This window comes from Longitalea luteola, from assembly GCF_017356035.1.
In the GTDB taxonomy this organism is placed as follows: Bacteria; Bacteroidota; Bacteroidia; order Chitinophagales; family Chitinophagaceae; genus Niastella; species Niastella luteola.
The window spans coordinates 559,402-578,427 of record NZ_JAFIQX010000004.1; the positions used below are offsets into that span (position 1 = coordinate 559,402).

Annotated in this window: 14 protein-coding genes; 8 read left to right on the forward strand and 6 right to left on the reverse strand. The window is 46.5% G+C overall.

What is annotated here, in order from left to right; genetic code table 11:
• The first annotated feature begins 12 nt into the window (after positions 1–12).
• Positions 13–1,242 (forward strand): ABC transporter permease, encoded by a 1,230-nt coding sequence (locus tag JUB15_RS13680; protein WP_207513054.1) that lies wholly within the window; start codon positions 13–15, stop codon positions 1,240–1,242.
• 118 nt (positions 1,243–1,360) lie between these two features.
• Here JUB15_RS13680 and JUB15_RS13685 read toward each other — a convergent pair whose 3' ends face one another.
• The 4 genes from JUB15_RS13685 to fabF all read right to left on the reverse strand — a co-directional run bounded on the left by JUB15_RS13685 (position 1,361) and on the right by fabF (position 6,757).
• Positions 1,361–3,283, reverse strand: a complete 1,923-nt coding sequence (locus JUB15_RS13685) for a menaquinone biosynthesis decarboxylase (RefSeq protein ID WP_207513055.1) — start codon at positions 3,281–3,283, stop codon at positions 1,361–1,363.
• Between the two features lie 177 nt (positions 3,284–3,460).
• The gene (gene porG, locus JUB15_RS13690) at positions 3,461–4,336 is read right to left on the reverse strand and encodes a type IX secretion system protein PorG (RefSeq protein ID WP_207513056.1); all 876 of its coding nucleotides are present in this window, start codon (positions 4,334–4,336) and stop codon (positions 3,461–3,463) included.
• Between the two features lie 294 nt (positions 4,337–4,630).
• On the reverse strand, positions 4,631–5,272 hold the full coding sequence (locus JUB15_RS13695; protein WP_207513057.1) for a carbohydrate-binding family 9-like protein: 642 nt from the start codon (positions 5,270–5,272) through the stop codon (positions 4,631–4,633).
• 243 nt (positions 5,273–5,515) lie between these two features.
• Complete coding sequence (gene fabF / locus JUB15_RS13700) at positions 5,516–6,757, reverse strand: beta-ketoacyl-ACP synthase II (protein WP_207513058.1); 1,242 nt, start codon at positions 6,755–6,757, stop codon at positions 5,516–5,518.
• A gap of 398 nt (positions 6,758–7,155) precedes the next feature.
• Between fabF and JUB15_RS13705 the strand changes: the two genes are divergently transcribed.
• Complete coding sequence (locus JUB15_RS13705) at positions 7,156–7,581, forward strand: winged helix-turn-helix transcriptional regulator (protein WP_242696335.1); 426 nt, start codon at positions 7,156–7,158, stop codon at positions 7,579–7,581.
• A 178-nt stretch (positions 7,582–7,759) separates the two neighbouring features.
• Here the strand turns inward: JUB15_RS13705 and JUB15_RS13710 are convergent, their stop codons facing one another.
• Entirely contained in the window at positions 7,760–9,298 is a 1,539-nt protein-coding gene (locus JUB15_RS13710) for a S10 family peptidase (RefSeq protein WP_207513060.1), read from the reverse strand.
• Positions 9,299–9,437: 139 nt separating this feature from the next.
• On the opposite strand from JUB15_RS13710, the gene JUB15_RS13715 reads away from it, so the two are divergent.
• From JUB15_RS13715 to JUB15_RS13740, 6 genes are all read left to right on the forward strand, one after another.
• Positions 9,438–10,220 carry a (Fe-S)-binding protein gene (locus JUB15_RS13715; protein WP_207513061.1) on the forward strand — a complete coding sequence of 261 codons (783 nt, stop codon included), beginning with the start codon at positions 9,438–9,440 and terminating at the stop codon, positions 10,218–10,220.
• 422 nt (positions 10,221–10,642) lie between these two features.
• A complete protein-coding gene (locus tag JUB15_RS13720) occupies positions 10,643–11,356 on the forward strand; it encodes a hypothetical protein (RefSeq protein WP_207513062.1) in 714 nt (237 codons plus the stop codon).
• A gap of 21 nt (positions 11,357–11,377) precedes the next feature.
• The gene (locus tag JUB15_RS13725) at positions 11,378–12,487 is read left to right on the forward strand and encodes a hypothetical protein (RefSeq protein ID WP_207513063.1); all 1,110 of its coding nucleotides are present in this window, start codon (positions 11,378–11,380) and stop codon (positions 12,485–12,487) included.
• A 23-nt stretch (positions 12,488–12,510) separates the two neighbouring features.
• Positions 12,511–14,307: an OmpA family protein gene (locus JUB15_RS13730; RefSeq protein WP_207513064.1), complete on the forward strand. Its 1,797-nt coding sequence runs from the start codon at positions 12,511–12,513 to the stop codon at positions 14,305–14,307.
• Between the two features lie 71 nt (positions 14,308–14,378).
• On the forward strand, positions 14,379–15,155 hold the full coding sequence (locus tag JUB15_RS13735) for an ABC transporter permease (RefSeq protein WP_207513065.1): 777 nt from the start codon (positions 14,379–14,381) through the stop codon (positions 15,153–15,155).
• A 1-nt stretch (position 15,156) separates the two neighbouring features.
• Positions 15,157–16,014 carry an ATP-binding cassette domain-containing protein gene (locus JUB15_RS13740; protein ID WP_207513066.1) on the forward strand — a complete coding sequence of 286 codons (858 nt, stop codon included), beginning with the start codon at positions 15,157–15,159 and terminating at the stop codon, positions 16,012–16,014.
• A gap of 63 nt (positions 16,015–16,077) precedes the next feature.
• Here JUB15_RS13740 and JUB15_RS13745 read toward each other — a convergent pair whose 3' ends face one another.
• Positions 16,078–18,993, reverse strand: a complete 2,916-nt coding sequence (locus tag JUB15_RS13745) for a TonB-dependent receptor (RefSeq protein WP_207513067.1) — start codon at positions 18,991–18,993, stop codon at positions 16,078–16,080.
• Between the last annotated feature and the right edge of the window lie 33 nt (positions 18,994–19,026).

Below are 19,026 nucleotides of genomic sequence, written 5' to 3' on the forward strand. Positions count from 1 at the left end.
AAATCATGCCGGTTGAATATTGCCGCTTTTATAGCACGTAGAATTGCCTTTAATCAGCAGAAATCGTTTTCCCGCTTTGTAATCCGGTTATCAATTGGAGCTACTGTGATCAGCGTTACCGTAATGATACTTACGTTAACCTTTGCCAGCGGGTTCCAGAAAACGATCAGCCAGAAAGTGTTTAGTTTCTGGGGCCATATCCGTATTCAAAGCTATTATTCAGCACGCGTTGCCATTGCCGAAGAAACACCCATTCAGCGCAGTGATTCGGTGACTGATCTTAAAAAATTATATCCCGCCATAAAAACCGTTCAGGCATTTGCTACCAAAAATGCCATTTTAAAAACGGCTGAGACCATCGAAGGGGTATTATTCAAAGGAGTAGAAAAGGATTATGACTTCGGCAACCTGGAGAAGTTCAAAGTAAAAGGCCGCTGGCTGAACTTTACCGACAGCGGTTACAGTAACGAGATCATGCTATCGGCGTATACAGCCAACCTGTTAAAATTAGATACCAATGACCAGGTGCTGATCTATTTTATTCAACCCGGCGCTCCTCCCCGCCCCCGCAAATTAACTGTGGCCGGCATCTTTAAAACGGGCATTGAAGAATATGATAAACTGATCGCCATCGGTGACCTGAAACTGATACAACGGTTGAACGACTGGCATGCCGACCTCATAGGTGGTTATGAGATTTTCCTGCACGATTATAACCGTATGGATGAAGTGAGTGATGCCATCGTTCCTGACATTCCGGTGGGACTGCAAAGCAATACAATAAAATATATTTATCCCAGTATTTTCGACTGGCTGGCCCTGCAAAATAAAACCATCCTGATCGTGCTCGCGATCATGATCGGCATAGCGCTCCTGAATTTGATAACCTGCCTGCTGATCCTGGTGCTCGAGCGCACCCGCATGATCGGCCTACTAAAAGCCCTGGGCGCCCGAAATCATACGGTGAGAAGCGTATTCCTGTATCACGGCGCCATTATCACCTTCTTTGGTTTATTACTGGGCAATATCTGCGGATTATTTATCGCCTGGCTGCAACAAAAGACCGGCTTCATTAAATTACCTGAAGACGCCTATTATATCTCAGAAGCAGCGGTAGATATCGTATGGTGGCAGATCGCAGCGGTAAACACCGGCACATTCATTGTTTGTTTCCTGGTGTTGCTTATTCCAACGATTATAATTAAGCGAGTACAACCAATTAAAGCTATTCAATTTAGATAGCGTTTGTTGTTTGTGGTTTGTTGTTTGTAGTTTGTCGTTGCTCAATGACAGGGCGCCCGCGAATAACCGGATGCTTCGAATCAGGCGTAACCACAAACCACAAACCACAAACCATAAACTAACTTACGATTGCTTCTTCCCCATACATCTGGTCTTTGAACTTTAAGGATGGCGAAGGAATAAATTCACCGAGGCCCAGCGTATTCCATTTTTCATCGACTGAAGCAATGGTTTTATCATCGGCTACGATAATGTTGGGCCAGTCGCGCTGAAAATCGTCGAGCTCTTTTGTTTTAATGGTACCATCGAAGCCCATGCAGGCCCAGGTTTTACCAGGGATCTGGCGGGCAGGCTGCTGTACCAGAACGCTATCCCGGCGGGGATCGAGGTTGTTACAGAACCGCCATAAGGCAACCGGCAGGTCATTGGCATCTACCGTATGCTCTACATACAAGACCATTTTAATGCCTTCGATCATACCGGTAGCGCATAACTGCTGATGCAGTTCGCGGATATGCAATTTGCGGTTCTTTTCAACAGAAATGATCAAACAGGGAATATGTATGGCCGGCAGCGCATCATTGATGCCCTTTATTTCCGGGAATTGTTGCTGCAACAGCTTTTTATCGAACCTGGTGCTTAATACCGGAAACTCAAATGCCGGATCGGTTTCTTCATCGAATTTCCGCGTTCCATCGATACACATTTTGCCGCCAAAGCCCAGCTTGCTGCAACTGTGGTCCAGCACATCCATAGGTCCCTGTGACAGGTAGATATCGGTGGCCGGATTCAGATTGGCAAATACGTATTGCGCCAGCTTTTCGTAATCCTGGATTTTGACGCCTTCGTCGGCAAGCACCAGGATCTTGTTGAACATCATTTGACCGGCGCCCCACATGGCATTCATTACTTTTTGTCCCTGACCGGCATATTCTTTATTGATCTTGGTGATCACCAGATTGTGAAAAACCCCCTCGATAGGCATATCCATATCAACGATCTCAGGCACCATGGTCATTTTAATAGGCGCCAGGAAAATGCGTTCGGTAGCTTTGCCCAGCCAGGCATCTTCCTGCGGCGGAATTCCAACAATAGTAGCCGGGTACACCGGATTCTTTTTGTGGGTAATAGCGGTAATATGAAAGCGCGGATACCAGTCGGGCAATGAATAATAGCCGGTATGATCGCCAAACGGTCCCTCCCAGATCAGTTCATCATTGGGGTCTACATACCCTTCAATCACAAAATCAGCGTCGGCAGGCACTTCTATTTCGGGCTGGGTAATACATTTAACCAGTTCTACTTTTTTCTTACGCAGAAAACCGGCCAGCATATATTCATCTACATTCTCCGGCAGCGGTGCTGTTGCAGAATATGCATATACGGGGTCGCCACCCAATGCTACAGCCACCGGCATTCTTTTGCCAAGCTTTTTGTATTCATTGAAATGGCGGGCGCTAACTTTATGCTTGTGCCAGTGCATGCCCGTTAAGGCAGGTCCAAACACCTGCATACGGTACATGCCCACATTGCGGGTATTGGTGTTGGGATCTTTCGTATGAATAACAGGCAGGGTCACGAACGGACCGCCATCTTTTGGCCAGCAGGTAATCACCGGCAGTTTCGAGATATCCGGTTGCGGCATGATCACTTCCTGGCAGGCTCCCCGACCGCTTTTTACTTTTGGCATCCAGGAGGCAAACTGCGACAATTTGGGCAGCACTTTCAATTTATCGATGATACTTTCTTTGGGCGAAGCAAGTAAGTGAAACAAGCTTTCAATTTCGCGCGCTACATCGTCGAGTTGTTGAACCCCCAACGCCAGGCACATTCTTTTTTCACTGCCATAGGCATTCATGAGCACAGGAAAATCGTAGCCGGTGTTTTCAAACAACAGGGCTTTGCCACCGCCCGTAGTTTTACTAATTCTATCGGTAATTTCTGCTATTTCCAATTTCGGGTCTACATAGGATTTGATACGCACCAGTTCACCTGCCTGCTCCAACGTATCAATAAAATGCTGCTGATTTCTATATGACATGGCGCAAAGGTAAGCTGCTAATGTGATAATTTGCTAATGTGCTGATTTGCTAATTTGCCAGTAAGTAAAAGAGAGAATGATTAACAAGAAATGACAAAGCCCGGAAGAAAGTGGCACCCAATTTCTTCCAGGCTTTCCATTGGCTTATTATTACATTAGCTAATGAGCAAATTGCCTTTACAGCACTTTCGGACATCCCAATTGGTTCCTACCGCCCCGATAGCGGCCGCCAAATGCTTTGCCGCTGCCACCATTACGGGAACCCAGCCCAACGTACAGCGTGAAGCCGGTAAAATAATACCAGTCCTTATATTTTGAACCACCGCGTACCGAACCTTCAGCGGGATATGTTGTTGCATTGTCTTTTAATTCATCACCCCGGTAGGCCATGTCAATCGCTTTCGATCCCCTTGCCTGGCCAAGCGCAATCTGGTCGACATAGGTTTTACTTACGTCATCCAGGTAATCCGTAAAGGTTTTACGTAAGGTCACTTCGTATGACAGCACCGTATTATCACTGATCCTGAATTTTAATCCCACCCCTACCGGAATGGCAAACTGGGTGAGTTTATAAGGTTTGCGATCGGGATATTCCGCCAGGCCCTGGCCTTCGGTGCTGAGCGGTTTCAGGAAAACTTTATTGCCCAGGGTATCGTATGCATATGGGTTGAAATGAAACACCGTTAAACCACTGTATATATATGGAGAGATCTTTCTTTCTTCCAGGTTCAGCAGGGTGTATTCTAACAGTAAACTACCTTCATTGATCTTTGAAACATAGCTCAGGTTGCGTGCCCGTAACATGGGATCGCTGCTCTTTTTATCATCCCCTTCAATAGTGCCGTGATTATACGCCAGGCGCAGAGCCAGGTGTGGCGAAAGATCGTATTTGAGACCCGCGCCAAAAGCAAAATTTGATTGTTCTAAAGTAAACTGGTGGTCTTGTAAATCGCCCGCATAATTGGAAAGTCCGCCGAATAGGGTAACGTGAAAGCGTTGTTGAGACACAGCTATAACCGGGCAAAAAATGCTTAATAGCAAAAGTTTTCGCATGCAAATGGTTTTAATGAATGTTCAGAGTAGTTTCCCGGGATAGCGGATCGCGTGAATTATTATCGTAAAGGGTAGATACGGTAAATTTTGATCGGGGGTTGGTAAGCAAGATTCAAGCCAAAACTTAATGTGATAATTTGATAATGTGAGAATGTGAGAATTGAAATACAGGCTTTGCGAACTGGCGATGTGTTAGAAATTACGGGTGTCTTACCGTAGCCTCAGGCGCTAGGTGCCGGAAAACAGGTTTGTGGACCTTCAGGGCGTTATTACATGAACTGATTAGCTAATTGGTTATTCAAACACCAGGGAGCCAAAAAACTGGCGTAAATGGAAATTAGGCTGTGGCCATTGGATGTTCGACCAGGTTACAAAATGTGGTTCGGGCAGTTCATCGCCGCATTTGTAGAAGTTAGCAACACAGTTCCGGCCCTTTAAAGATTGTATGTTGTGGAAGTAGAAAGCAGTTACGGGGATCAGCAGTGTCAATTCCCAGCCAATGACTTCGCCGCTTTGGTCATTAGTAAGTACAGATTTGTACTTTATTTGCTGACTAATATCATGCGGTAATAAAGTACGGTTCAGCCTATCTTCGCCATAACCTATTAAATGTGCCCCTATGCAATTGAATTCAAAATTATAATAGGCCGGTTCATCGTCAAAGCCGATAAAAAACTCTACGCAGCTGTCATTATACACCGGCGAATGATGTGTATTATTAACGGCCCTTATTGTTTTTTCCTTAACAAAATACTTAAGGAACACGGCATCGCTGCCATGCACCATGGAGAACTGCACCTGAGGATGGTAGGGATACTCTGCCCACGGAGCATACACCAGTTCCTGCCTGGGTGTGCCATCGAGCACATGCGAAACATCACGTAAAGGCGTATACTGATTTATATTAGTCAGATAAGGGACTCGCAGCGAATTCATACACTATGGTAGCTTCTTTTTTTATAAAAAGAAGGCGAAAAATTACTCCATAGCATTGATTTGGAAAACTAAAATTGCGCAAACGATTGATACGGTCAATTTACAGATGTACTAATATGCTAATTATAATGCTCCTTCGCATAAGCCTGTATTTCATTAGCACATTAGCATATTAGCTAATTAGCACATTGGCATCCTACATTCTCTGGTCCCGCTTCATCACTCACCTTTCCTACTAACAATTTATACTCTCCTAAACACAACTATCCCATTATGCCCGCCAAAACCAAATGTATTGCTCATAGCCACATCCACTTTCTTTTCGAGTGGTTGTTGAAGCACGATCTGCACACCGGCTGGTAATTCCGGATCGAGTTGATCGGTATTGATAGTGGGTGCAATTACGCCTTCGTTTATACTTGCAATTGAGGCGATGGCTTCAATGGCGCCGGCGGCTCCCAGTAAATGTCCGGTCATGGACTTGGTAGCGCTGAGATGTACAGCAGAAAGATCGTTGCCAAACAATTTCGTGATAGCAGCTATCTCACTCAGGTCACCCACCGGTGTTGACGTAGCATGCATATTTACATAATCTACTTTACCCGGGGCAATGCCGGCATCCTGTAAGGCAAGCCGCATGGCGTGAGAAGCGCCCAGTCCTTCCGGATGTGTAGCTGTCATATGCCAGGCATCGGCTGTCATAGCGGCGCCGGCTACTTCTGCATATATTTTTGCGCCCCTTTTGCGGGCGTGCTCATAGTCTTCCAGCACCAGGGCTCCTGCTCCCTCGCCCATTACAAAACCATCCCTGTTCACATCGAATGGCCGCGATGCCGTTTGCGGATCATCATTGCGGGTAGACATGGCTTTCATGGCGCAAAAACCGCCTACTGATGCTTCTGTGATGGGTGCTTCGGAGCCGCCGGTAATAATCACTTTGGCTTTGCCAAGCCTGATGTAATTGAGCGCATCCATAATAGCGGTATTCGAGGTGGCGCAGGCCGATACCGTTGTATAATTAATGCCCATCAGGCGGTATTTGATCGAGATCATGCCCGAAGCCATATTGGCAATGAGCTTCGGCACAAAAAAAGGATTGAACCGGGGATTGCGATCTCCATCTATATATTCAGCGACCTGCTCTTCAAAGGTTTGCATACCACCTTGTCCTGAACCCCAGATAACACCGGTATCAAATGGGTCCATGGATGGCAGATCGAGCCCAGAATCTTTGATGGCCTGATCCGCTGCTACGAGCGCAAATTGCGTAAACAGGTCTGTTTTGCGCAGCTCGCTTTTATCGAGAAAGGCCGCTGCATTAAAGTCTTTCAGCTCGCAGGCAAAGCGGGTCCTGAACCGTTCTGCATTGAACCGGGTAATGGGTGCGGCGCCGCTTTTTCCTGCCAATAAATTTCTGGTAAAGGTCGATACATCGTTGCCGATGGGTGTAAGCGCTCCCATACCGGTAACAACTACTCTGTTCATAGATTTTAATTTTAGATCATGGCGGAATCGGCAATCGTGAATCGGCAATCGACAATCGGCAATCGACAATCGGCAATCGACAATCGGCAATCGAGAATCAAGAATCGTATCGACAATCGTCAACAATACCGTTTAAGCAAATTTTCATGCCTTCCGCCTTAAGCACTCAGCCTTTAGCGTTTCGCGTTTTGCGTTTTTCGTTGAGCGTTCAGCGTTGAGCGTTTTGCGTTTCGCGTTGAGCGTTTTGCGTTTTGCGTTCAGCGTTTTGCGTTTTGCGTTGAGCGTTTTGCGTTCAGCGTTTCGCGTTTTGCGTTTTCGCCATCTACTTGCAAATTGCAAGCAGTGGCAAAGATACGGCAAACTGCTTTATATTTGCAAGTGGTTTTAAATTTAACAGTATGCGGTCTGATTGCCCATTGAATTATGGTATAGAGATCTTCGGTGATAAGTGGACCCTGCTTATCATCCGCGACCTCATGTTCTTCGGCAAGCGGTATTATAACGAATTCTTACAGTCGGCCGAAGGCATTGCCACCAATATGCTGGCCGACCGGCTGGCGATGCTGGAAAAAGAAAAGATCATCCGTAAAGAAAAAGACAGCCAGCACAAGCAGAAGATCATTTACAGTCTGACAGAAAAAGGGATCGACCTGCTGCCCATCATCCTGAGCATTGGATTATGGTCTGAAAAGTACGCAACGATCACCCTTAACCCCAACCGCGATGTTATTTTGAGTGATGCGAGGAAGAGTGTACCTAAAGGGGTTGAAAAAATGAAGAAGAAATTAATTTCCGTGCACGGTGTAAAGTTGAAAACTTCATAGCGTTCCAAATGACAGACAATCTCCATCAACTAGTAGCTGGTAGTAAATGGCAAGCAGGATCCCTAAGCCCTACTCACCATTTACTACCAGTTATTGCATTATCACATTATCACATTATCACATTATCACATTATCACATCATCACATTATCACATCATCACATTATCACATTAGCATTTTAGTATTTCGCCGGTTTGTCGCCGGGGATCGCTTTTAAAATAAAGTCCCGCAAATGCTGATTGGCCGTAGCCAGGTCTTCTTTGCGCAGGTACATCATGTGTCCGCTACGATAGCCTTCCCATGACAGGCGTCCTTTTAATTTACCCCCTGCATCTATCTGCCACAGGTTGTATTTCGCATTGAAATAATCACAGGCCCCGTCATAATAGCCCGACTGTACAAATACATGCAAAAAAGGATTCATGGCCATCGCCTGGCGCAGGTTCTCCCCGGTGAGGTCATTAGAGCGGTCCCACGGGCGAACAGGGCCGAACATATAATACTTCAGATCGGTTTTATACCGCAGCTCATCGCGCAGGTACATATTGATCGCCGGTGTAAATGCATGCAGCCAGTGGCTAAGCTCCGCGTTATAATCGGGCGCTGTACCGGCATCTTTTTTATCAATGCCCAGGTAACGGCTGTCGAGCCGGCCTACGGTGTACCCTTTGTCGCGCAGCAACTCTTTCCAGAATGCGGAGGGGGCTATCTCGAGATTGTTCTGCATAATGAATTGTTGGGACACTCCCGCATACCGTGCCATTTTAGCGGCAATGGCGTTTCTGTCGGCATCAGCCAGACTGCCCCCTTTTGCCAGTGCAGGGATCAGCTCATTAACCGTAAACGTTTCTACTTCGGGCAGCATGGCGGTGAGGTCTTTGCTTTGCAGGTCGGCGGGGAGTTTCTTATGATACCAGGCGGTGGCGGCATAATAAGGCAGGCGCAAGGCTATATCTACCGGGCCGGTACGTTCAATACCAAGGTTTGTTGGCGAAACCAATATCACCCCGTTCAGGTACATCCATTGGTTATTCTGCAGTTCCAGTGCCAGTCCGCTTACCCGCGTGGTGCCATAACTTTCGCCGATCAGGAATTTAGGCGAAGCCCAGCGTTTGTAGCGGCTTACAAAAGTATTGATCCAGCCGGCGAGGTATTTGATATCGGCGTTCACTCCAAAAAAGGTTGAACCCGGAATAGCTGCATCAGCAGGGCGTGAAAAGCCAGTGTTCACCGGGTCAACATAAACGATATCGGCCACATCGAGTATGGAATGTGGATTATCCCTTAATCCGTACGGTTGTATGGGATAACCTTCGTCATCGATCTTCAGCATACGAGGGCCGGTGTAACCGATCTCCATCCATACAGAAGAAGTACCGGGTCCTCCGTTGAACGAGATCACCAGCGGGCGGGTACTCAGGTCTCTTACATCGCTTCGTTCGTAATACGTATAGAACACGCCGGCGAGCGGTTTGCCCTGTTCATCCCATACCGGCAGGGAACCGGCCGTTGCAGTATAGGGCACACGCTGGCCCTTTATGGTAATCGTATTGGAGGTGGTCACACTGCTGTCCAATGCCAGCCGCACCGTGTGATCCTTTTCGCCAGGTTTCTCCGCTTTTGGCGGCTGTGGGCCTGCTTCGGCCTTTTTCTGCGCCTGCAGGGAAAGTACAGACACGCAGGTACAGCAAAAAAGAATACATAGTTTTTTTCTCATGATGATGTAGTTGTTCTAATTGAAGTTATCAAAATTAACCGTTTAGCCCGCAAAAGGATGGGCAAATACACAGGTGGTCAATATGTATGAATTAGCCGGCCTTTCCCTTATATTTGAGGCACATAAACCGGTATACCACATGCAAGTACGCACTGTTGCTGAAATGATCGCCGCCGGCACGCCGCCGGATATACTTTTTTGGGTTGGCTGTTCAGGAAGTTTCGATCAGCGGGCGCAAAAGATCACGAAGGCCTTCGCTACCATACTCACAAAAGTGGGGATCAATTTTGCCGTGCTGGGTAAAGAAGAATGCTGTACGGGTGACCCAGCCCGCCGGGCCGGCAATGAATTCATGTTCCAGATGATGGCTTATCAGAACATTCAAATACTGAATGGTTACGGTATCAAAAAAATTGTAACGGCCTGTCCGCACTGTTTTAACATCCTTAAAAACGAATACCCTGAGCTGGGTGGTAATTACGAAGTGATCCACCACACTACCTTTTTACAGCAGTTGATCGATGAGGGCAGGATCATCTTAAAAGAAGGCGGTTCTTTCAAAGGCAAGCGTATTACCTACCATGATAGTTGTTACCTGGGGCGGGCCAATGATATTTATGAAGCGCCCCGCAAAGTACTGGAAGCGCTGGATGCTGAACTGGTAGAAATGAAACGCTGCCGCAGTAAGGGACTGTGTTGCGGAGCAGGTGGCGCGCAAATGTTCAAAGAAGAAGAAAAAGGCAATCTGCGCATCAACCAGGAACGTATACAGGAAGCGCTGGAAACAAAGGCACAGATCGTAGCTGCCGCCTGTCCGTTTTGCAATACCATGCTCACCGATGGCGTGAAGCAAAAAGAGCAGGAAGAGTCGGTAAAAGTGTTTGATGTTGCTGAACTGATAGCGGCGAGTATGGAAAGCTAATGTGATAATGTGATAATGTGATGATGTGATGATGTTATAATTAATACACTTAAATAAATTCAAATATTCATCTTCAGTTTTTGTAACATTTTATAATGCTTAACTACCTATAGCTGTCGGCGATCTGTAAGAAATGTAGCCGGTCACAGAATCACTTTATTATTATCAGTAATATCAAAACAACATTAGGTCAGGTGATATTACAATAAAGCCTAATCCAGTGCGTTTTGAATACGCATGTGTATATTTGTAGAGTTTACCATTGCATCTACATAACCAGAAAGGCATTTAATCAGGAAAAAAGAAGTTGTTGATAAATACCCGTATTTATTATACAGCTTGTTATTCTATAAACCTTGGGATTAATTGTAGAAATACATTTTAATCTCTTTTAAGAGACCTTAAGTAAACCCTTATCATCCATGATTAAAAACTGGAAAAGCCTGTTTGTAAAAGAGACCGGATCCGAAAATGAAAAAAAAGATTCCCCTAAAAAAGATACTACCACAGAATCTTTTTCATTTCCCGTTACGGATACTTCTTCGTTTAACGCCAGTTCAGTGTCGGGAGCTGCTACACCTCCTCCATCTTCTATTGATCCTTCTGTACAGGAAGTGCTTGATGTGTATGAGTCGGGCCTTGATTCCATTAACATGCCCGGGTACGATTTCTATGAGTTTTATAAAGCGATCACCAGCATAGGACAGGCCAACGAAAATACCTATCAGCTGGCTTATCAAATGGCTAAGTCGCTCGACAAAACCATTACGCCTCAAAAGCTGATGACCGATGCCGAGTTCTATATAAGCAAAATAAATGAGGTGCACGGGCAGTATGTTACGCAGGGAAACCAAAAACTAAATTCCCTGCAGGAAAAAAAGAGTGCCGATAAAGATAAACTGCAGCGTGAAATAGATGCCGGTTCTACCCGTCTTTCACAACTCACGGCCGAATTGCAGCAGTTGGAAACAGAGCTCAATCAAAAGAAAACTGCGCTCACCAAAACAGATGAAAGTTTCTATCCCCAGGAGAAAACGATCCGCGAAAAATTAATGGCCAACGATATGGCCCGGAAAGTAAGCATCGACAAGCTCAATATCATCAAAGAAGGGATCCTGAAATACATTAAAGCCTAATAAACTCTTAAACCAACACGAATGTCTACCGAATCCAATAAGGTGCTTGAGCTGCCTATCCTCAAGCATTTTGAAAAAAGCCAGATCACTTTCAACCCTAAAAACTGGCGTAAAGGAGAAAAAGGGATTGCCACTGTAATAGCCCTGGTATTGCTTGGCACTATTGCCTGGGGGTTATATAAATTTATTCTGCCCATCGTATTTACCTGGGTAGGCCAGGCATTGGGCGCCATTGCAGCTGCTGTATTGGTGATCGCATTTTTTATTCTGTTGCCGGTGATCGTTAAAGCGCTGAAACGGCTGGCCAGAACTCTTCATAAAATGCTCATCAAATACGATCCCTTTGGTGAACTGGAAGAACAAAAAGAGAAAATGATCAACAACCGGGTGCAGTTCAAAGAAGCGAAGGCCAAGATCAAGGCTATTAAATCGAATATGGAAAACGAATCGATAAAAGCCGAAAAAGAAGCGAAAGAATACCAGGAAAAAGTGTTGGCTTTACAATCGAAAGCAGAAGGCACAAAGAATAAAATGCAGGAAATGGAAGGCCGGATGGGTGCAGCCGCCAAAGATTCGGATGAATACGTGGAACTGCAAACGAACATCATGAAAACGCTGAGTGAAGCGCAGCGGGTGAGCCATATGTTGAATCAAAGCACCGGACTGGTACGGAAATATGGCAGCCGGGCACATGTGATCGGTAAGTTAGACCGTAAGCTGAATATGGTTGATACCGCCATGGAAATAAAGATCGCCGATTTTGAGGTGAGCATTGACATGCTTAAGAAAGAATACGCTTTTGCCCAGGCGGCCAAGGATGCTACCGAGCAGGCGAAATCTGCCATGCTGTTCACCAAGGGCTGGGAACTGGAATATGCGCTGGATGTTGTTACCAATACCATCGAGCTCGACCTGGCCACCACCAAGGAGAACCTGCTCGATCTTGACTCCCTTACCAGCCAGTACTCAATGGATAGCGACGAACTGTATTCCAAGCTCGATAAACTGGCCGATCAGATCAAGACCGACAACTATACTATTCCTGAATCAAAAAAATACGCTAACCCCAATTATAAATTATCCCAGGAAGATAAGATGGAAAGCAAAGGCTTCGGGGATATTTTCAATTAATTTAACCAACACCTGAACAACACATGAAATGGTCTAACCTAACCTTTTTTTCAAAGGCCCTGATCACATTAGTAGTAGCCGGCGCTATAGGTAGCGCTGTTTACTTTTTGAGCCCAGGCTTGCGTGTAGACGAATCAAAATCGCTTGGCAAACTGGATGTTTCTGACAAAGACGTGAACAACGTAGTTACATCAGCTGAATTGCCGCTGCCTGAAGCAGAACCTTCTTCGGCAATAGCATCAAAACCACTGATCCGTATAGCCGGTTATGCCTGGAATGCACAGTCTGGTATCATTGTAGCCAATGGCGGTTCCAAAACCACCAGGGGTTCGCTGATGGAGAAAAACGGTATCAATCTCGAACTGATCCGCCAGGACTGGTTGTCTGAATTGCGCAACCAGCAAATGAAATTCATTGAAGAGTTCGACAAAGGAAATAATACACCAAAAGAAGGCGTTGCCGCTATCATGATCATGGGTGATGGCGCTCCGTTCTATATCAGTTCTGCCCAACAGGCACTCGATGATAAATACGGCGCCGGCAAATACCAGTTGCAGGTACTGGGTGCTATCGGTTTAAGTTACGGTGAAGACAAAGTGATCGGCCCGCCCAGTTGGAAAATGAACCCCCAGTCAATGAAGGGCGCTCTTATTTCAACCGTAATTGGTGATGGCGACTGGGTAGTAGCTGTAAACTATGCTTTTGCCAATGGTCTGAAAGTTAATCCGGACCCCGCCACCTATGACGCGGAAGCGGTGAACTTTGTAGCTGCTGAAAACGACGATTACATTGAAGCGTCAAAAGCGCTCATTAAATCGCAAACGCAGGATTATACCGTTCCCCTCAAAGAAGTGAAAAGCGGTAAACTCACCGGCAAAACCATCAACAAAAAAATTGATGGCTGCGCTACCTGGACACCTGGCGATAAAATGGTATTCGATGCCCTCAACGGTTTTACCGATGTTGTTTCTACCAAGGAGTTCAACAACCAGATGCCGACGACGGTGATCGGCCTGAAACAGTGGGCAGATGCCAATAAATCGCTTGTAGCCGATCTCTTTAAAGCTACTTTCCTGGCCACCAACCAGATGAAACAATACGACAGCTGGCGTAAAAAAGCAGCCGAAACTGCCGCTGCGAATTTCAAACAGGAAAATGGTGATTACTGGTATAATATGTTCAAAGGCCAGCAGGGAGAAAAAGGCGGCATTTCCTATAACATGGGAGGTTCGCGCGTTTTCAACCTGGCCGATTGTAACCAGTATTTCGGTACCACCGATGGTGTAAACCGCTATAAAGCCGTTTACGACCAGGTGTCGCGTTACCTGAAAGAACTGAACCCCGGCGGTTTTAACCAGAATGTAAAGCGTATAGTGCCTTATGACGAGGCGGTGAACATTTCTTACCTGAAAGGCATTACCAATATTGATGCAGGTGCTACCTATACCGCCGACTACACTAAAAAAGCTACCAGTGTAATGGCCTCCGGTGAGTGGCGCATCAATTTCGAATCAGGAAGAGCAACCATCCGCCCGGAAGCAAAAGATGTGCTGGAACAGATCTATAACCTGCTGGTACAGGCGGAAGATTCTAAGCTGGAACTGGTAGGTCACACGGATAACACCGGCACACAGGACGGCAATTACGCCTTATCAACTGCCCGTGCTGAAGCTGTAAAGAATTTCCTGATCCAAAAAGGGATCCCATCCAGCCGCTTTCAAAAAATTGATGGTAAAGGCCAGGATGAGCCTGTTGCCGACAATACCACAGCTGCCGGTAAAGCTAAGAACCGCAGGGTGGTGATCGCACTGCTTAAATAAACTTGATTATGTATAAGGGTGGGTTGCGGCCCACCCTTTTTTCATAGGCCCCTTCTCACCAAAAATATCTTATGAAACTTAAAAGCTGGTTCAGGCCGTTTGAAACGATCGCTCATAAAGAGCGGTACATCATTTTCGCGGTATGGATAGTGCTGCTTATAACCTACTGGATCTTTTCTACCTCAGGCAGCAAACATCTGTTCCCTACGCCCGCACAGGTATGGGATGGTTTTGTTTCTCTTTACCAGGAAGGCCTGGTAGTTCATGTAGGCAGCTCACTGGCGCTTTGCCTGCAAGCCACTATATATTCCATACTGGTGTCTTTAATACTCGTTTATATTTCTCCCCTGCCCTTTTTACAACCACTGGCGAATACGTTGAGTAAATTAAGGTACCTGCCGCTTACCGGTATTACTTTTTACCTGGCGATGCTCGTGAGCAGTGCACGTACGATGCAGATAAGCGTACTGGTGATCTTCATGAGCCTGTACTTTATTACGTCTTTGTTGGCAGTTTTGAAAGACGTGCCCGTTGATGAAATTGATCATGCGCGATCGCTTAAATGCACCCGTTGGGAGGTATTGTGGGAGGTGATCATTAAAGGACGCCTGGATTATGTGATCGATGTATTGCGCCAGAACCTGGCCATGACCTGGATGATGCTCGTAACCGTTGAATCGATATTAGTGGCTGCCGGCGGACTCGGCGTGCTGATCAAGAACAGTGACAAATTCATGAACCATGGCCGCATCGTAGCATTACAGCTCGTGATCCTGCTGGTGGGCCTGTTACTCGACTGGTTCCTTCGCGCAACCCGTAAATCTTTATTCAAGTATTCAACCTTCTGATATGGAAACCGCCACCCAAGCCTATGAACAAAAAGGCGTCATTCTGCATGTAGAGAACCTGAGTGTTTCCTATGGCGACAGAACGATCATCCGCGACATAAATATTACCGAAAAAGATACCGTACGCGCCAATCGGCAACAGGGACAGATCATTGCTTTCCTGGGGCGGTCGGGCCGTGGAAAAAGTACCCTGTTCCGTGCGCTCACCGGTTTGGAAAAACCCACTACCGGCCGCGTCTTGATCCCTGATCTGAGTAAACCCATTAATAACGGACAGCAACCTGCCAAACAGGTACAGGAAGGCGACGTAGGTTTTGTAAACCAGAAATACACCCTGTTCAGGCATAAAACCGTTTACAATACCCTGCTGTTTGCCTTGCGCAAAACCACTTTGTCGAAAGAAGAAAAACATGACAAGATCATGCATTACATAAAAGACTGGGGTCTGGAGACGTGTAAAGACCAGTATCCGAATTTTTTATCGGGTGGTCAGCGGCAGCGGACGGCTATATTGGAGCAGCTGCTGAGCTCAGGACAGTATATGGTGCTCGATGAACCGTTCTCTGGTTTGGATATCGGGAATATCATGAGCGTAAAAAAAGCATTTCAACTCATTAATGAAAGTCATGAACTGAACACGATCATGTTCAGTACGCACGATATTGAACTGGCGGTAGAGCTGGCCGATTCTATTTATATTCTGGGGTACAAACAGGAAGAGAACCGTCAGTTAGGCAATATCGCCACCATCTTACATCATTTCGACCTTAAGCAAATGGGGATTGCCTGGCAGGATGGGTTTACAGCCCAGCACCTGGACTGCGTAAAGCAGGTGAAGGAGATCATGCTGAAAAGCTGAGGAGCCTAAAGTAAGTGTGGCACACCTTCGAGGTGTGCCACACTTTAAACAAGCTCTTATTTATCAAAACACATTATAGCCGAAACTCACATAGTACAAACCGCCTACACTGGGATTACCAAAAGCACTTGTATAATAGTTATTCAGCAGATTGGTAGCGCCGAGTTTGATCAGACTTTTGATCTTTGGCAAACGATAGCTGATCTGTGCATCCAGTGAACCGAACGAATCAACATCACCGGTACCAAAGGTTCCTTCCCACAGCATATTATCCTGCCAGCGATACAGTATATTAAAGCCCCAGTTGCTGCCATTCAGTTTTTCATTACCCAGGGTAACGTTGAAACGCAGCTTGGGTGTATTGAAGAAAGTAACGAGCCCTGAATCTACATCCTGCAGCTGATCGCCCGAAACGTTTATGCCAAACTGATATCCTTTCTTAAAATTATAATTTACACTTACCCCCCAGCCTATGGCTTTTACCACATTTTCAGAGTTGAAGATAAACGAGTAGTTATCGGTCGTAAACGGACTTAACAACATTTGTTTATTTACGCTGCCTCCTACAGATCTTCCCACAGCCTTACGGCCTAAAAAGTCCTGGTACCGGCTGTAATAACCATATGCATCAACCAACAGGCTTGGTGTAAGCAAACCGCGGTAACCGATCTCATACGAATTGGCGATCTCAGGCTTCAGCGTTCCAAATTCAGCGACCTCCAGGTCATTCTGATTGCCAGTGGTCCTGTATTTGGTTATACTTTCGGCAGTATAGGCCGGACTGTTCCCGAAATTGTAATACGTAAAAAAGTCGGGCAAACCGCCTATTAATACACTTGCGGGCGTACGGAGGTTTATCCATTGGTCCTGGGTGGAAGGAAAACGATAGGCCTGCTGATACGATAAACGGAAGCTGTTGTCTTTTGCCACTTTTATCAATGCGGTTGCCCGTGGTGTAAAGCGGCCGTCGAAGTTTTCGTTTTTGTCGTAGCGGCCCGATACGGTTAATTTAAGGCGATCATCGATTACCCATTTTGATACCTGCGCATACCCTCCCATTTCATTAATACCTATAGAGCCGGTAGTGTCGGCAAAAATGGTTCCGGCCGAATTCAACACATAGCGGCGGAAGCTGGCGCCTACCAATACTTCAGCAAATTTTATGTCGTCGGAAAAATTATACTGTCCTTCAACATGATACATATCGGAAGCATCCTCAAATTTAGCGCCGCCTTTACTGATGGACTTATTCACTGCATTATCAAATGCTGCTTTGAATTCAGGCGTTCCTGGTACATATCGCCCCGAATCCGCATAACCTCTGGCCAGGCCGTGGGCCGTTGCATTGGGAATTACTGCTCCACCGGTATTGGGCAAGATCCCTAACCGGGCTGCCCCATAAACAGCTGAATATTGCTGGAACCAGGTGGCATCCGATTTCCATTCCCTGTTAATAGCTACAGCAGCTGTGGTAGCCGTATAGGCATCGCCGGAATTCTCCTGAATGGTATAGCCCCTTACGAACCAGTTCTTCCCTTTAACTTCCAGTTTATACTGGCCCATTTTAAGGTTCTTGATGCTGTAGCGGTCGGCCCCGGTGTATACGGTGGTGCCGGTTCCCCAGTTACCCATCAAAATGGCTTCTATATTTTCGGTTACTTTAAAGTGCAGCGCGCCTGATACTTTTACGTTGTAAGTGTCATAATCAACCAGGGTGTTCTCTTCATATCCCGTACGGCTGACGGTCTGTGCACCAAAGGTACCCCTGTAAGGGTTATTGGCCACGCCGCTGGTCGGTATCAGGAATGGGAGGTATTGCGCCAAAGGCGCCAAAAGGGGATTTCCCTGCCACGTAGTAGCAATTTGCTGGGGCGTCATACCGCCGGCGATCATAGCGTCGAGCCCTGCCAGGGCGGGCGCTGCAGATGGATTGGCAGCTACCTGAGACCGTACTACCTGTGCAAATGCATTCATGCTGGCGCTGGCTTCATCACCAAACACATTTACGCCATCATAATTGGGATCAGAAGTACGGTCGCCATCTTTTAACGAACTGAACACGTTATTGCGTTGCAGGTTCCGGTAGTCGGTAGCCTGCCAGTCATCGGCTTTTATGAACTGACCTGAAATTCTGAAAGCAAACCGCTCAGAGATCTTTTTGGCGTAGCGGAGCGACCAGTCGTAATACGGTGTGGCATTGTCCTGAGCGGGATCGTCGAAGTGCATATACCCGTGTTTTACCTGGAAGCTTAATCCCTGGTTCTTCCATGGGCTCTTGCTGGTCATCAGCAGCGTACCATTCATTCCGCCGGAACCATACAGCGCCGAAGAAGCGCCCTGCAACAGTTCTACGTTGTCAACGTCCAGCTCGGTAAGCCCTATGATATTGCCTACGCTGAAATTCAAACCGGGCGCCTGGTTATCCATACCATCTACCAATTGGTTGAACCGCAGGTTTCCGCTGCCGTTAAAACCGCGCGTACTGATGGTTCGGAAAGTAAGGCTGGATGTGGTAAGGTCTACACCTTTCAGGTTGGCAACCTGATCATAATAATTGGGAGCCGCCGCCGCCCTTATGGCGCCTACGTTCATGCGTTCGATAGACACGGGCGATTCAAGAATGCGTTCGGCCACGCGGCTGGCAGAAATGACCACTTCAGTACCCAGACTACTACCAGGCTCCAGGTCTACATCGATATTTCCCGCACTGGATACAGCTACTTCCTTTGAAACAAAACCTACGGATGAGAATACGAGTGTGAGGGGAAGTGCGTGTGAAGTACTAAGCTTGAAATTACCTCTTTCGTCGGTAAAGGTTCCGGCACTGGTGCCTTTGATTGATACGGTAACGAAGGGAACGGATTCTTTGTTTGTATTATTCCGGACAGTGCCCGAAATAACAGTGGTTTGAGCATTGGCAGCAATCGTAAATAAAAAGAGCAAGGATAAAGCTGCCAGGCAACGAGGGCATTTACTCATAGCATGGAGTTTTTATGGTTATTGAGCAAAATA